Origin of the sequence: Streptomyces auratus (genome assembly GCF_050433025.1) — a bacterium.
Classification (GTDB): domain Bacteria; phylum Actinomycetota; class Actinomycetes; order Streptomycetales; family Streptomycetaceae; genus Streptomyces; species Streptomyces sioyaensis.
This window is the reverse complement of record NZ_JBNGCB010000003.1, coordinates 2,177,428-2,190,257: the sequence shown is the minus strand read 5'-3', so window position 1 is coordinate 2,190,257 and position 12,830 is coordinate 2,177,428. Positions and strand designations below refer to the sequence as shown.

Below are 12,830 nucleotides of genomic sequence, written 5' to 3'. Positions count from 1 at the left end.
GCGCGATCGAAGGTGAGTGCAGCCGGCACCCTCCCAGCCTCGGTTGATGTTCAACCAGACTCTCGGGTGTGTCCCGCTAGAAAGCCATGGACCTGTTTAACGTCACGACATCGAATTCCGCTAGAGCATCGCTGAGTAGCGCGTCGCAAATGGGTCGAGTCTTTTTGTGTACAACCGGCCCGCCTCGAAAATCGCCTGGTGACTGCGGTGGCCCCGCCGGGTGGATCAGCCTTGATAGTCGCCGGGTGGACTAGTAGTCTGACAACTATTCATCACCGGCGGGCCGGTCGCGGCCCGCGTTCGTCGTCGGCGGAAAGCGCCGACCGGTCGAGGGGTTACCGAATGGATCTGGGACTCACGGACAAGCGGGTGCTGATCACGGGGGGCACGAGGGGCATCGGCCGCGCGACCGCCCTGCTGTACGCCCAGGAGGGCGCCCGGGTGGCCATCACCTACAACTCCTCGGCGGATGCCGCCCACAAGCTCGTCGAGGAACTGGGCGGACCGGACCGGGCGATGGCCGTCCCTTACGAGCTGCGCGACCCGGCCTCGATCGTCTCCGCCGTCGACACGGTGCGTGACGCGTTCGGCGGCATAGACGTCCTGGTGGCCAATGCCCTCTGGTTCACCTGGGGCGACCCGGGCGAGGACGACGCCTTCGAGGACCTCGACCCGGAGAAGTGGACGCGGCGCTTTCGGGCCAACACCGAAGGGCACATGCTGACGGCCCAGCGAGTCGTCAAGGACATGCGGGCCAACGGATGGGGGCGGGTGGTCCTGCTCTCCTCGATCACCGCGCAGTACGGCATGTGGCGCTCGGAGATCTACAGCAGTTCGAAGGCGGCGCTGCACGGCTTCGCCAAGGGCCTGATGTGGAGTCAGCACGGCGTGCTGGTCAACGTCGTGGCGCCGGGCGCGACCAGGACGGAGTTCATGGAGCAGCTCCTGGAGGACCCGGACACCCGGGAGATGGTGGAGAAGGAGATCGAGCGGACCCCCAGCGGACGGATCAGCGAGCCCGAGGACATCGCGAAGCTGATCCTCTTCCTCGGCTCGGGAGCCAACGGCAACATCAACGGCGAGATCATCCACACCGCCGGCGGGCGCTGAACCACGCACGGAGCCGAGGGACGCGACGCGGTGGCGTCCCTCGGCTCGGGCCCTGCAGTGTGCCGGCGTTTCAGGCGGTGGCCCGGAAGAGGGCGACATTCCCCCGCACCACGACCCGCGAGAACGGAAAGTGCGCGGCGAGCGCCCGGGCCAGACCATCCGGACCGTCGCCCTGGTTCTGGAAGTTGCCGCGCCGGTGCTGCTCCACGAGCAGCCGCCGGGTCAGCGCGTTCATCCGCACCCCCTCGGCGAGCACGGTCGACCCGAACAGCGTCCCGCCCGGCCGCAGCACCCGGGCCAGCTCCGCGAAGGACTTTCCCTTGGCGTCCCAGCCGCCGGGGACGGTGTGCAGGACCAGGCTCATGGCGACCGAGTCGAAGGCGCCGTCCGGCAGCGGCAGCGGTTCGAGCAGGTTGGCCCGGCAGGTCCGGGGACGGTAGCGAGCCAGCCGGTGCGCCGACATCTCCAGGCACTCCTGGCTCAGGTCGAGCAGGGTGATCTCGGGCGGCGGCCTGGTGAAGCCGCAACGGTCCAGGAAGTAGCCGGTACCGGGTCCGATGTCGAGGTGGCGGGCACCGGTGGCGCGCCGGTAGAGCCGCAGCATGTCGCCGCGCGGACAGCGCCACACCACCGAGCAGAACAGCCCCAGCACCACGGCGTCGTACACCGCCAGCCGCCGCCGGGTGTACGCCTCCTGTGCGTGACGGGTCCGCGGATCCCATGCCCCGGGGTCGGACAGGTCGGGGATGGGCGGGTCGGGGACGAGCGGGTCGGGGACGGACAGGTCGGGGACGGACGCCCCGGATTCGGATGCGTCGGAATCGGATGCGTCGGATGACACAACCGCACCTCCTCCCATGCAGTTCGGCCGCGGCGGGCCACGGGCGAGCGCGACAGGCCGGACGGCTCACCTGGTCCGGTGGGCCACGAGCAGGGTGTCGTCCCCGGCCAGCGGCCGATGGCTCACCTCCGCGAAGCCGGCGTCCTCGAACCACCGGGCGCCCTCCGACGGCGTGTACTCACTGCCGCCCGGGGTGCAGAGCATCATATTGAGGCTGACGAGCAGGGAGTTGGTCTTTGCGCGGCGCTCCTCGTCGATCATCGTGTCGTAGGCGAGCGCGTAACCGCCCGGCGCCACCGCCTCGAAGGCCCGCCCGGCGAGCTGCCGCCGCTGCTCGACGTCCCAGTCGTGCAGGACATGCCCGAACACCACGACCTCGGACTCGGGCAGCGCGTCGCGGAAGAAGTCCCCAGGCCGGAACGCCACACGCCCGGTGAGGCCGAGTTCCGCCATGTGCTCGGTGAAGACGGGCTCCACCGCGGGCAGGTCGAAGACCGTCGCCTCCAGGTGCGGGTACGCCCGTACGAGCTCGGCGAGCACATTGCCGCGCGCTCCGCCGACGTCCGTGACCCGCTTGACCGTTCCCCAGTCGAAGGCGTCCACCAGCGCGCGGCCGCTGGGGCCGTTGAGTGCGTCCATACCGCCGTAGTAGGCGCGCCACTCCTGACGGCTGCGGTGCTGGCGGACGAACATCCCGGCTCCCGGGCGCGCCCCGTTCTGCGGCTCGCCGGTGAGCAGCCCCTCGCCCAACCGCGACCAGCGGGCATCGGCCTGCTGGAGGAACCGGCCCAGGTAGGCGGCCTTCTCGCCGTCGAGGAACCGCGCGGCCAGCGGCGCGGTGCGGTAGGGCCCGTCCCCGTCCGCCCGTTCCAGCAGCCCGACGGACACCAGGGAATCCAGGAAGTCGGCCGCGCCGCGCCGGCTGATCCCGAATCGGTCGCACACCCCGGCCGGTGTCATCGGGGTGTGCAGCAGCGCGGTGAACAGCCCCAGTTCGACCGCGAACAGGACTGTGCGCCACTTGTAGAAATCGGCAGCCATCTGCAGCAACGGCTCGGCCGTCGCACCGGCCTGTGCACCCTTCGTCATACGCCCGTCTCCTTCGGCAGTGTCTGACGGTGCTCGGCAGGAAGCTACGGCGCGGCACTCGACAGCAGCTAGACGACCGCTGGATACCGCCCCCAGCCAGGCGAACGACGCGGGCCGAGAGCCGCAGCGTCCCCCTGCCGCGGGACCCCACCTGGTCCCTATTCCTGCCGCACCGGCTCCCGGTCCCCCGGCCTGGCGAAGCACCGCAGCAGCGGTCCGGTCATCACCGTCGTGACGAGGGCCATCACGACCATCTCCGAGTAGAGCCCGCCGTCCAGCAGACCGATCTGCAACCCCACGCTCAGCGCGATGAGTTCGGTCAGCCCACGGGTGTTCATCAGCGTGGCCAGTACCGCGGAACGGCGCGCCGGCAGCCCCTGGGATCTGGCACCGAGCCAGGTGCCCGCGAACTTCCCGGTGACCGCGACGGCCAGGATGAGACCGAGGTCCCACAGCCCCGACGCACCGATCCGGGAGAGATCGACGTTCAGCCCGGCGACGATGAAGTAGACCGGCAGCAGCAGTGTCGTCGTGAACTGCACGCGGGGCAGGAGTACGTCCTTCAAGCCGGTGCCTTCCCCACGGGGCATGACGAGGCCGAACAGAAAGGCCCCGAGCACGAAATGGAGCCCGAGCGCCTGCGTCACCGCGGCCGACACCAGCAGGCCGATGAGCACGACCGCGAGACTTCCCGCCGACGCCGGGCCCTCGGGGCCCCCACCGCGCAGCGCCCGCTCCAGCAGCGGCCTGCCACGGGTGATCAGCACCACGGCGTAGGGGACGATCAGCAGTACCCACCAGGGACTTTGGCCCGCGGTCCCGGCGAGCACCTGGACGGCGGCCAGCGCCGTCCACGCGACGAGATCGCACACCGCCGCCGACGACAGTGCGATCGTCCCCAGCCAGGTGCCGCTCATGCGCCGGTCGGTCAGGATGCGCGCCAGCACCGGAAAAGCGGTGACCGACACGGCCACCGCGATGAACAGGATGAAGCCGGCCCGGCTTGCGGGGTGCCGCTCGCGGAGCAGGTGGAGGGCGAGCAGCGCGCCGAGGGCGAACGGCACGACGGCGGAGCCGAGGACGGTTCCGACGGCGATCCGTCCGCAGCCCCGGAGCCTGCCGAAGTCGACCTCGTACCCCACCACGAACATGAAGAGCACCAGCCCGAGATTGGCCAGTGCACTCAGATAGGGCCGGATGTCCGTGGGGAACAGCGTGTGCGCGAGCGCCCCTTGGAACAGTGTGGGGCCCAGTAAGAGCCCCCCGACGATCTCACCGATGACTGCCGGCTGGCCGAGCCGGTGAGCGATCCGGCCGGCCACCCGGGCCATCACAAGGATCAGGGAGAGATCTGCGAAGAGTATTGCCGCGTTGAGTTCGGTCACCGGTCGCCACCTCACGCTTCGGTCCGCATCCGTCCGTACATCCGCATCCGTCCGTACGACGGCGACGCCCTGTCGTACGGAGCACTCCGCCCAGGGCGTGTCTTTCGGGTCACCCCGGGGCCGCTTCGGACGCCTCCGTGCGCGCGCCATCCTCGGGCACCGCACGGCGACCGGCCTCGAAGACCACTGGAATCCCGGGCTGTTGGCCCCACGCGGACGGACCGGTCCGGCTGCCGACGGCGAAACTGACCGAACTGACCTTGCTGACCACCGTCTGCTCTTCACCCCGCCCCGCTCCTGCACTGTCATGGGTAGAGCACCCACCGGTGCGCCGGCGACCATCTGGGGGGAACTGATGCTGGACAAGAGTTACGTCGTGCCCTGGGGCAAGCGGGGCGTGCTGCCCGCCGACACCGAGGCAGCCGTACTGGCCGAGCTCATCCACGAGAGCACCCCACTGCCGACGGGCGTGCGACGGGAACGGTTCGAGCGCTCCTTCGCCGAGTCAGTGGGCAGCAGGCACGCCATCTCGGTGACCAGCGGAACCGTCGCCCTGCAACTGGCCGTCCGGATGCTCGGGCTGACCCCCGGGGACGAGGTGATCGCCACCCCGCAGACCCATCAGGCCACCGTCCAGCCGCTGTTCGACTACGACGTGCAGGTCCGGTTCTGCGATATCGACCCCACCACCCTCACCCTCGACCCGGCCGTGCTGGAGTCGCTGATCACCCCGCGTACCAAGGCCCTGCTGCTGGTCCACTACGGCGGCTGCCCCGCCGAGATGGACACGATCATGGCGCTGGCACGCCGCCACGGCTTTCTGGTGCTGGAGGACTGCGCCCATGCCCTGGGCACCCGCTACCGCGGACGCAGCGCGGGCTCGCTGGCGGACATCGCCACCTTCAGCCTCCGCAACTCCCGGAACAACAGTCTGCTCGGAAAGGGCGGTCTGATCACCTGCGACCGGGACGACTGGGCCGAGCGTCTGTACCGGCTGCGCGCCGACGGCACCGACGCGCGCAGCGCACACCTGCGGCCGGACCACACGGCGGCGCCGAACCCCGCGCTGTGGACCCCGCACACCGTCCCCCTCCAGCGCGGTCCCGCACGGCGGCCCGGCGGCGCCGCGACGATGCCGGACATGGTCGCGGCCCTCGGCCAGACCCAGCTCACCCGGCTCCCGGCCACCACCGCCAGACGGCGCGCACTCGCCGGCCGCCTGGACGAGGTACTCACCCGCTACCCCTTCATGACCCCGCAGTCGACGCCCGCGCACAGCACACACGCCTACCACCTCTACACCTGCTTCACCGACCACCAGGAACTACGCGACCGGCTCGTACTGAGCCTGGACCGCAGGGGCGTGGAGATCCAGCTCCGCTACTTCCCCCAGCATCTGCTGCCGCAGTGGCGCCACCGGGGCCATCTGCGCGGCGAGTGCCCGGTCGCCGAACGCAGCTGGTTCGAGCAGCATCTCAACCTTCCGTGCCATCCCTTGCTGACGGCATATCAGGAGGATTACCTCATTGAGGCGTTGGACGAGTCACTGGCCGAGCTGAACGGCGGAGCCCCGGCGCCGCTGCCGGTGCCGGTTACGGCCTGCGGGCGGTAGCCGGGGGCCGGCAGGCGGTGGCCGGTGGCCGGCCCAGCACCGCCCCGCACCGCCCCGCCCCGCCCCGGCCCGCCATCACAGCCCACCCCCGGCATGGTTCCTACGACAACGTCGTGACCTCGGCGTACTTCTTGATGAGTTCGTAGGAGCGAATGCGCTCGTCGAGCTCGTAGACCGGTGTGGTCAGCATCAGCTCGTCCGCTCCGGTCTCGCCGGCCAATTGCGCAAGCCGACGCACAACGGTCTCGGGTGTCCCGACGGCTTGCTGTGCACGGAACCCGGCCAGCGCCCGTCGCTCCTCGGCAGTGAAGGGGTGGGCGGCCGCGTCCGCGGGCGTGGGGAAGGGGATCTCACTCAGGCCTTTGAGAAGCCCGGCTTTGACGACCTCCATCGGCCCGACTCGCCACGCGGCTTCTTCTTCCGTCTCGGCACACACCGCCTCCACGCACACCAGCACCCGAGGTCGCTCGCACCACCGGGACGGGGCGAAGTCGGCCCGGTACCGTTCCACCACCGCAAGGGTGTTGTCCGGCCGGATGTGGTGCGCGAGGGCGATCGGCAAGCCAAGTCGTGCGGCGAGAGCGGCACCCGCGGTGCTGGACGCCAACAGCCATGGCTCCGGCAGCGGGTCGAGCGCGACTTCGTCGACCAGGAAGGACAGGATCGCGGCCACATCCTCGTGGTACTCCGCGTCCGTCGTCGGTCCGGCCCCGCGGCGCAGTGCCCGTGCGGTGGCCTCGTCGAAGGTGCCGGGGCCACGGCCGATACCCAGATCGATACGGCCCCCGTGCAGCCCGGCCAGCGTTCCGAACTGCTCCGCCAGCATGAGGGGAGCGTGGTTGGGCGCCAGTACACCGCCCGAACCGAGACGAAGGGCCGAGGTCGAGGCGGCAGCGTGCGCGATCAGCACGACCGGCGGAAACGCCCCGATGGCGGGCGAGTGGTGATGCTCGGCGTACCAGATCCGGTGGTAGCCCAGCCGTTCCAGTCCCTGCGCGAAGGCGGCGGTGTCGCGCAGGGTCTCCACGGCTCGTCTGCCGGTTTGGACCATCGCGACTTCCAGCGCTGAAAGAGGTACATCGATCATGTCGTCAGCATAAGGATCGGGCGTTCGAAAAGGGCGCCGCGCTCTCCCTGTCCCCGGCAACAAAGCCCAGGCCGCCGCCGCGAGTTCGGGCGGCGGGGGCGCCAGGGGGTGCTGCTGTTGGCTACGCTTCCTCGCCCTCCCGCCTGAGGAGTTCGTCCTCGACGGCGCGCAGCCTCTGGCGCCAGTCACGGGCAGCCTTGGGGTTGCGGCCCGTCCGCCGCGCTACGGAGTCCTCCGCGCGCTGGGCAGCAAAAGCTCGGCGCTCACGCAGCTGCTCGATGGTGAGGCCGGCGAGATCGGCATACCAGTTGTCGTAAAGCTTCCAGCGACTCATGGCAGCCAGGATGCCGCCACAACGACCGGGTCGCTCGGGATTTTCGATCCCGGCAACAGGCCCTCGCTCACAGATCGCCGAGACATCTGGCAGGGAGCTACGGGTGAGGTGGGATATGTCAGGCCGCCTGGCGCATCAGGTGCGCCAGGGGTGTGCGTAGCCTTCCCGCAGCGGTCCGCCCAGCAGGTCGAGCACCTGCTCGGCAGCGGCTGCCAACGGGGCGGGGTCGGCGCGTTCGGCCACCGCCTGATGGCCGTCCAACAGGGCCTTGCCTCGTGCCGGGTCTGCGCTCAGCAGCCTGCGGGGCAGCCACTTGCCGATGCCCGTCCAGGCGTTGTGGTAGGCCGTGAGAAGGTGTGCCGCCTCGCGCAGAGTGAAGTCGGCGAGGGCGAGCTGTTCGTACCGATGGGTCGGCGGGGTGTCGACCAAGTCGTCCATGAAGCAGGTGAGGCCGTAGCGGGACCGTTCCCGTTCCGCCGGGGTGAGCGGAGGTGGACCGGCCGCGAGTACCGCCCGGGCCTGTTCGCGCGTGCGGGACAGATGGCCGTGCGGGTCCAGCAAGGGCAGCCCCTGGTCATAGAGGAACAGGACCGTGCCACGACGACGGGCTCTGTCCCACGCGAAGAATTCCGGCACGTCCGCGAGAGTGTTCAGGAACAGCTCGGCCAGGCGGCCCTCGTGGCGTATCACCTCACGACGGCTGGTGTCCGAGTCCGGCAGGAGGACGGCCACGTCGAGATCGCTCGTCGGGGTGGCACGCCCCTGAGCAACCGAGCCTCCCAATAAGGCCCCCAGCGCGTGGGGGAAGAGGGTGGTGACCAGGCGCAGAGCTTGGGCGGCGGTGATTTCTTGATCATTCATGGGAACTCATCGTGCCAGGTGAGATCCTGACGTCGTACGACCTTCCCGGCGCTCAGCCGATGATGAGCGGGAGCTTCGCGGCGAGCTCGCCCAGCTCGTCCTTCTCTTCGCCGGTCGGCGTGCGGCGTCCGGTGCCGATCAGCAGCGCGTCCCTGTCGGACAGCGAGGCGGGAAACGGGGTCCCGGCGATCTTCTCCAGCGACGCACGTGCTGCCGCGAGGGTCTCGGCGGGCGGCTCGGCGGCCGACGGCAGATGCGCGATCAGGTCGAGGTGGTGCAAGGTCCATTCGAGCACGTACGCCGACAGGTAGTCGCCGACGGTCAGCACCTCGTCGCGGGTGCTGACGCGGACGGCGGGATCGGCGAGCTCGGCGGCGCGGCCCGCGGCGGAACCGACGTCGTCGAAGTGGAACTTGAGCCACCGCGGCTCGCCGTATGCGGCGGCGAGCCGGGGAATCAGCGCATCGAGCGGGTCCTCGCCGGTCGGGGGTTCGACGAGCTGCCAGTAGGTGACCGCGTCCACGGTCGGTTCGGTTTCGGCGGGCGTGACCAGGGTGATCAGGACGTCCTGTGCGTCGATGACCAGGTGGCACACCAGGTCCCGCACGAGCCAGCCGGTACAGCCGGACGGCCGCTCGAAGTCCTCGTCCGGGATATCGGCGACCGCCGTGCGCAACGCCGTCCACGAGCGTGAGAAGAGATCCACTGCGGCACGGTAATGCCGCAACGGAACGACGGACAAGCATATTTGGATGGTCGGTCCGCGTACCCGAGCCGTCGGTTCGCGTGCCCCCGGACGGTCGGTTCGCGATCTGGTCAAGGCTCATTGCCCACTACGGTCATGTCCGGCCGTACACCCCAGTCATGGGATCTCGATCCGTTCGCAGCATTCTGGCCAATTCGGAAGGAATTGCACCATGGGCAAGGGAACTACTGGACTTCTGCACCACGTCGAGATGTGGGTACCTGATCTGGAGCGCGCCATCGCGAGCTGGGGCTGGTTGCTGGGAGAACTCGGCTACACGCTCCACCAAGAGTGGAAAGCTGGTCGCAGTTGGCGTCTCGGCGCGACGTACCTGGTGGTTGAGCAGTCACGTGCTCTGACATCCGACCAACACGACCGGTGCCGTCCTGGACTCAACCACATTGCCTTCCACGTCGAGACCCGTGACAGGGTCGACTCCCTGGTCGAGCAGGCTACGGGCCGAGGCTGGAAGCTGCTGTTCCCTGATCTCCACCCGCACGCAGGAGGCGAACGGAGTTACGCGGCCTATTTGGAGAACGAGGATGGCTTCGAAGTCGAACTCGTCGCTGCTGATCACGTGTGACGATGGCCCGCCACGCTGACGGACTTCACCTCTCCGGTGCGCCGACCGGCTGGTCGCTCCGGCTCGGGCCCGGTTCTTTCGTAGCTCTGGGTACCGAGTGGACAGGCTGATGCCGAGATCCCGGGAGACTCGTTCCGGGAAGGCGCCGTTCGAGGCGGCTCACTGTCGAGATCCGTCGGCCGCTCGGTCCACTCGCCAAGGGTTACGTGGTGGGTCTGTATTGGAAGAGGTAGGCCGTGGCGGGGTGGGTGTACGCGATGCCGCGGCCACGTTGGTGCAGTTCCTCGCGCGTGGGGTGGGGTGGCCGTTTGGGCTGGAGGTAGCGGTCGAGGTGGTGGGCGACCAGACGGTAGCGCCTGCCGTCGCTGTGGAGGGCGGCGGTGAGGCGGTAGGCGGGGTCGAGTGCGGCCAGGCCGGCGTCGGCGTGGCTGTTGTTGACCAGGAGCCGGCCCCCTGGGCGCAGGCACCGGGTGGCGTGTTCGGAGACGGGGCCCGCGTAGAGGGAGATGACCAGGTCCCAGCCGTCGGCGGGCAGGGCTTCGAGGGTGTGGGTGTAGTCGCCGGGGACGAAAGTGATGTGTGGGTCCTCGGGGAAGCTCTTGTGGCGCGTGGCCAGTTGATGGGCGAGGGCCGGGTCGGCGAAGGCACTACGGGCGCGCGGGTCGGAGTCGAGGTAGGTGACGTCGGGCCAGACGAAGGAAGGAGCGAGGTCCAGGTAGCTGCCGGGGTAGAGGACGCGCTGGGCGCCGGCGTGGGCGGCGACGGCCTCGTACATCGCGGTGCGGTCGCCGATGTGGTCGATGTAGTCGGTGAAGGCCGCGGTGAGGGGGCGGGTGGGGCGGGGCATGGGGGCTCCGGATCTCGGTCGGTCAGTGCAGGCCGGCGAAGTGGATGGCTCCGGCGGCCGCGGCGCCGGCCGCCGCGGCCTCGATGGCGCCCTGTTCCCACCGGGTGGTCAGGTCTCCGGCGGCGTAGAGCCCGGGGACGCTGGTCCGGCGGGCGTCGTCGACGGTGACGAAGCCGTCGTCGTCCCGTGCGAGTCCGAGTGTGTTGGCCAGGCGGCGGACGAGCGGGACCTGTTCCTGGGGCGGGGACCACAGCAGGGTCTGCCGTGCGATGCGGGTGCCGTCGGCGAGTTCCACGGTGTGCAGGTCGCCGTTGTGGTGGTGCAGTCGGGCGATGTCCCCCTGGACGAGGTCGCTGCCCGCCTCCTGGAGGGTGCGGCGCACCTGGTCGGCGCGGTCCATGCCGAGCGGGGCGATGGCGATCACGTCGCCGGACCAGGCGCGGAACGCAGTGCCCGCCATGGCGGCGTAGTCGGGGTCGTCGGCGAGCACGGCCCAGCTGCGGTCGGCGTTCTCCCAGCCGATGCAGAACGGGCAGTGGATGACGGTACGGCCCCAGCACTCCTCGAAGCCCTCGACCCCTTCGGGGTGCAGGTCGCGGACTCCGGTGGCCAGCAGCACGGTGCGCGCCCAGGCGGCGGTCCCGTCCGCCAGCCGCACCCGGAAGCCGCCCTCGGGGAGCGGAACGACATCGTCGGCGGTGGTGCGGCGCAGCTCGGCGAGGCCGTAGTGGTGCAGCTCCCGCCACGCCCGGTCCCGCACCTCGGCAGGCGTCGCGCCGTCCAGGCCGATCATGCCGTGGACGCCACGGGACGCCTGATTACGGGGCGGGTGCGGGGATTCCACGACCAGGGACCGGTGGCGGTAGCGGGTGAGGGCCTGGGCTGCGGTGAGTCCGGCGGGGCCGCCGCCGATGATCACGGTGTCGTACTCGGGGGTGCTCATGACTGTCTCCTGGAGCGCTTGGCGAATGAATGACCGTCGGTCATACTACTGACCAACGGTCATTCGCGCCGTACTCTTCCCACGGAGGCACCCTGTGAACAGCGACACACCCACCAGCAGCCCCGCCCACGGCGCCCATGACGGGCACACCGACTGGGACGCCGTCTACCGCGGCGACGGCAGCGACACCGTGCCGCCCGACCCGCTGCTGCTCGCACCGGCTGAGGGGCTGGCCCCCGGCCGGGCCCTGGATCTGGGCTGTGGGGCCGGCGGCAACGCCCTGGCGCTCGCCGAGCGCGGCTGGCGGGTGACCGGCGTCGACATCGCACCCCGCGCGATCGCCGGTGCCCGTGCCAGTGCCTGCCGACGCGGCCTGGATCTCGAACTCGTCGTCGGCGACAGCGCCCTCTGGAAGCCCGACGACACCTACGACCTGGTGCTCAGCTCCTACGCCCTGCCGCCGCGCGGCCCGGCCCGCACCGCCACCCTGGCCACCGCGGTCGCCGCTCTCGCGCCCGGCGGCATCCTGGTCATCGGCGAATGGGACGAGGACGGCTGCGCGTGGGGAGCCCCCGGCGAGCTGGTCACCCTGGACGAGCTCCGCGGGCACCTGGCAGGTCTGGAACTGCTGCGCGCCGAGCGGCTCCGCGTCCCGCTGCATCGGCATCCCGGATTCGAGCAGGCAACGGGCTCTCGCGACGAGGGGCACGGCACGGACGCCGCGGTGCTCGTATGGGCCCGCAGGCTGCATGGCATCCTCGGTGACGACAGCTGACCGGACACCGGTCACCGCCCTGCCAGGAGAGGACCCCGTGCCCGCCAAGACCGCGCCCACCGGCCGCTTCCAGCCGCCCGACGTCCGCCGCCGCCAGATCCTCGACGCGGTGGCCGCCCTGCTGCTGGAGGACGGCTACGAGGCGCTGACGATCAGCAAGGTCGCCGCGCGGGCCGGGGTCGCCAAGGGCACCGTCTACCTCTACTTCGCCTCCAAGCAGGAGCTGCTGACCGCGCTGCAGGCGGAGATGTGGGAGCGGATGGCCGAGCGGCCCGCCCGGCTGCTGGAGCAGTCCGGCCTGAGCTGGGCCGAGCGCCTGGACGGCCTGGTCGACGCCTGGGTGGCCGCCGAGCGCGACCATCACGAGCTGTATCACCTGCTCTTCCATGAGCTGGGCGCGGGCGGCGAGGAGCCCATGGGCGCCGCGCGCGACGTCCTGGTGACCCTCCTCACCGAGGGCACCAAGGCCGGTGAATTCGACATCGCCGACGCGGAGTTGACGGCGGACTTCCTCACGCATGCCTACGCCGGGCCCTGCCACCACGGCTCCGCCGACGAGATCACCGTGGCCGTCCAGGCGCTGTTCCGCAGGGTCGTCGCCGCGCGGACACCGTAAGG

At 70.3% G+C, this 12,830-nt stretch carries 14 protein-coding genes; 5 read left to right on the top strand and 9 right to left on the bottom strand.

Going from position 1 to position 12,830, the window contains the following annotated elements; translation table 11 throughout:
* Positions 1-342 precede the first annotated feature (342 nt).
* Entirely contained in the window at positions 343-1,110 is a 768-nt protein-coding gene (locus BKA18_RS29250) for an SDR family NAD(P)-dependent oxidoreductase (protein ID WP_093486034.1), read from the top strand.
* A 70-nt stretch (positions 1,111-1,180) separates the two neighbouring features.
* On the opposite strand, the gene BKA18_RS29245 is transcribed toward BKA18_RS29250, so the two are convergent.
* From BKA18_RS29245 to BKA18_RS29235, 3 genes are all read right to left on the bottom strand, one after another.
* Positions 1,181-1,951 carry a class I SAM-dependent methyltransferase gene (locus tag BKA18_RS29245; protein WP_366045747.1) on the bottom strand — a complete coding sequence of 257 codons (771 nt, stop codon included), beginning with the start codon at positions 1,949-1,951 and terminating at the stop codon, positions 1,181-1,183.
* A gap of 66 nt (positions 1,952-2,017) precedes the next feature.
* Positions 2,018-3,040, bottom strand: coding sequence for a methyltransferase (locus BKA18_RS29240; RefSeq protein WP_366045746.1), 1,023 nt, complete (start codon positions 3,038-3,040; stop codon positions 2,018-2,020).
* Positions 3,041-3,198: 158 nt separating this feature from the next.
* On the bottom strand, positions 3,199-4,425 hold the full coding sequence (locus BKA18_RS29235; RefSeq protein ID WP_366045745.1) for a cation:proton antiporter domain-containing protein: 1,227 nt from the start codon (positions 4,423-4,425) through the stop codon (positions 3,199-3,201).
* A 355-nt stretch (positions 4,426-4,780) separates the two neighbouring features.
* Between BKA18_RS29235 and BKA18_RS29230 the strand changes: the two genes are divergently transcribed.
* Entirely contained in the window at positions 4,781-6,037 is a 1,257-nt protein-coding gene (locus BKA18_RS29230) for a DegT/DnrJ/EryC1/StrS family aminotransferase (RefSeq protein WP_429638781.1), read from the top strand.
* Positions 6,038-6,137: 100 nt separating this feature from the next.
* On the opposite strand, the gene BKA18_RS29225 is transcribed toward BKA18_RS29230, so the two are convergent.
* The 4 genes from BKA18_RS29225 to BKA18_RS29210 all read right to left on the bottom strand — a co-directional run bounded on the left by BKA18_RS29225 (position 6,138) and on the right by BKA18_RS29210 (position 9,025).
* A complete protein-coding gene (locus BKA18_RS29225; RefSeq protein ID WP_366045743.1) occupies positions 6,138-7,124 on the bottom strand; it encodes an LLM class flavin-dependent oxidoreductase in 987 nt (328 codons plus the stop codon).
* A 121-nt stretch (positions 7,125-7,245) separates the two neighbouring features.
* Positions 7,246-7,458, bottom strand: coding sequence for a hypothetical protein (locus BKA18_RS29220; RefSeq protein WP_366045742.1), 213 nt, complete (start codon positions 7,456-7,458; stop codon positions 7,246-7,248).
* A gap of 135 nt (positions 7,459-7,593) precedes the next feature.
* Complete coding sequence (locus BKA18_RS29215) at positions 7,594-8,319, bottom strand: nucleotidyltransferase domain-containing protein (RefSeq protein WP_366045741.1); 726 nt, start codon at positions 8,317-8,319, stop codon at positions 7,594-7,596.
* A gap of 52 nt (positions 8,320-8,371) precedes the next feature.
* Positions 8,372-9,025, bottom strand: coding sequence for a maleylpyruvate isomerase N-terminal domain-containing protein (locus BKA18_RS29210; RefSeq protein ID WP_366045740.1), 654 nt, complete (start codon positions 9,023-9,025; stop codon positions 8,372-8,374).
* Between the two features lie 211 nt (positions 9,026-9,236).
* On the opposite strand from BKA18_RS29210, the gene BKA18_RS29205 reads away from it, so the two are divergent.
* Entirely contained in the window at positions 9,237-9,647 is a 411-nt protein-coding gene (locus BKA18_RS29205; protein ID WP_366045739.1) for a VOC family protein, read from the top strand.
* Positions 9,648-9,849: 202 nt separating this feature from the next.
* Here BKA18_RS29205 and BKA18_RS29200 read toward each other — a convergent pair whose 3' ends face one another.
* Positions 9,850-10,494 (bottom strand): class I SAM-dependent methyltransferase, encoded by a 645-nt coding sequence (locus tag BKA18_RS29200; protein ID WP_366045738.1) that lies wholly within the window; start codon positions 10,492-10,494, stop codon positions 9,850-9,852.
* Between the two features lie 22 nt (positions 10,495-10,516).
* Complete coding sequence (locus BKA18_RS29195) at positions 10,517-11,437, bottom strand: NAD(P)/FAD-dependent oxidoreductase (RefSeq protein ID WP_366045737.1); 921 nt, start codon at positions 11,435-11,437, stop codon at positions 10,517-10,519.
* 94 nt (positions 11,438-11,531) lie between these two features.
* On the opposite strand from BKA18_RS29195, the gene BKA18_RS29190 reads away from it, so the two are divergent.
* Together BKA18_RS29190 and BKA18_RS29185 are read left to right on the top strand one after the other, a co-directional pair.
* Positions 11,532-12,212 carry a class I SAM-dependent methyltransferase gene (locus BKA18_RS29190; protein ID WP_366045736.1) on the top strand — a complete coding sequence of 227 codons (681 nt, stop codon included), beginning with the start codon at positions 11,532-11,534 and terminating at the stop codon, positions 12,210-12,212.
* A gap of 37 nt (positions 12,213-12,249) precedes the next feature.
* Positions 12,250-12,828 (top strand): TetR/AcrR family transcriptional regulator, encoded by a 579-nt coding sequence (locus BKA18_RS29185; protein ID WP_366045735.1) that lies wholly within the window; start codon positions 12,250-12,252, stop codon positions 12,826-12,828.
* Positions 12,829-12,830 lie beyond the last annotated feature (2 nt).

Bases quoted from the DNA above. Each gene is read 5' to 3' on its own strand.
- BKA18_RS29215 (WP_366045741.1), bottom strand. From the start codon at position 8,319: ATGAATGATCAAGAAATCACCGCCGCCCAAGCTCTGCGCCTGGTCACC.
- BKA18_RS29220 (WP_366045742.1), bottom strand. From the start codon at position 7,458: ATGAGTCGCTGGAAGCTTTACGACAACTGGTATGCCGATCTCGCCGGC.
- BKA18_RS29230 (WP_429638781.1), top strand. From the start codon at position 4,781: ATGCTGGACAAGAGTTACGTCGTGCCCTGGGGCAAGCGGGGCGTGCTG.
- BKA18_RS29205 (WP_366045739.1), top strand. From the start codon at position 9,237: ATGGGCAAGGGAACTACTGGACTTCTGCACCACGTCGAGATGTGGGTA.
- BKA18_RS29250 (WP_093486034.1), top strand. From the start codon at position 343: ATGGATCTGGGACTCACGGACAAGCGGGTGCTGATCACGGGGGGCACG.
- BKA18_RS29225 (WP_366045743.1), bottom strand. From the start codon at position 7,124: ATGATCGATGTACCTCTTTCAGCGCTGGAAGTCGCGATGGTCCAAACC.
- BKA18_RS29200 (WP_366045738.1), bottom strand. From the start codon at position 10,494: ATGCCCCGCCCCACCCGCCCCCTCACCGCGGCCTTCACCGACTACATC.
- BKA18_RS29240 (WP_366045746.1), bottom strand. From the start codon at position 3,040: ATGACGAAGGGTGCACAGGCCGGTGCGACGGCCGAGCCGTTGCTGCAG.
- BKA18_RS29195 (WP_366045737.1), bottom strand. From the start codon at position 11,437: ATGAGCACCCCCGAGTACGACACCGTGATCATCGGCGGCGGCCCCGCC.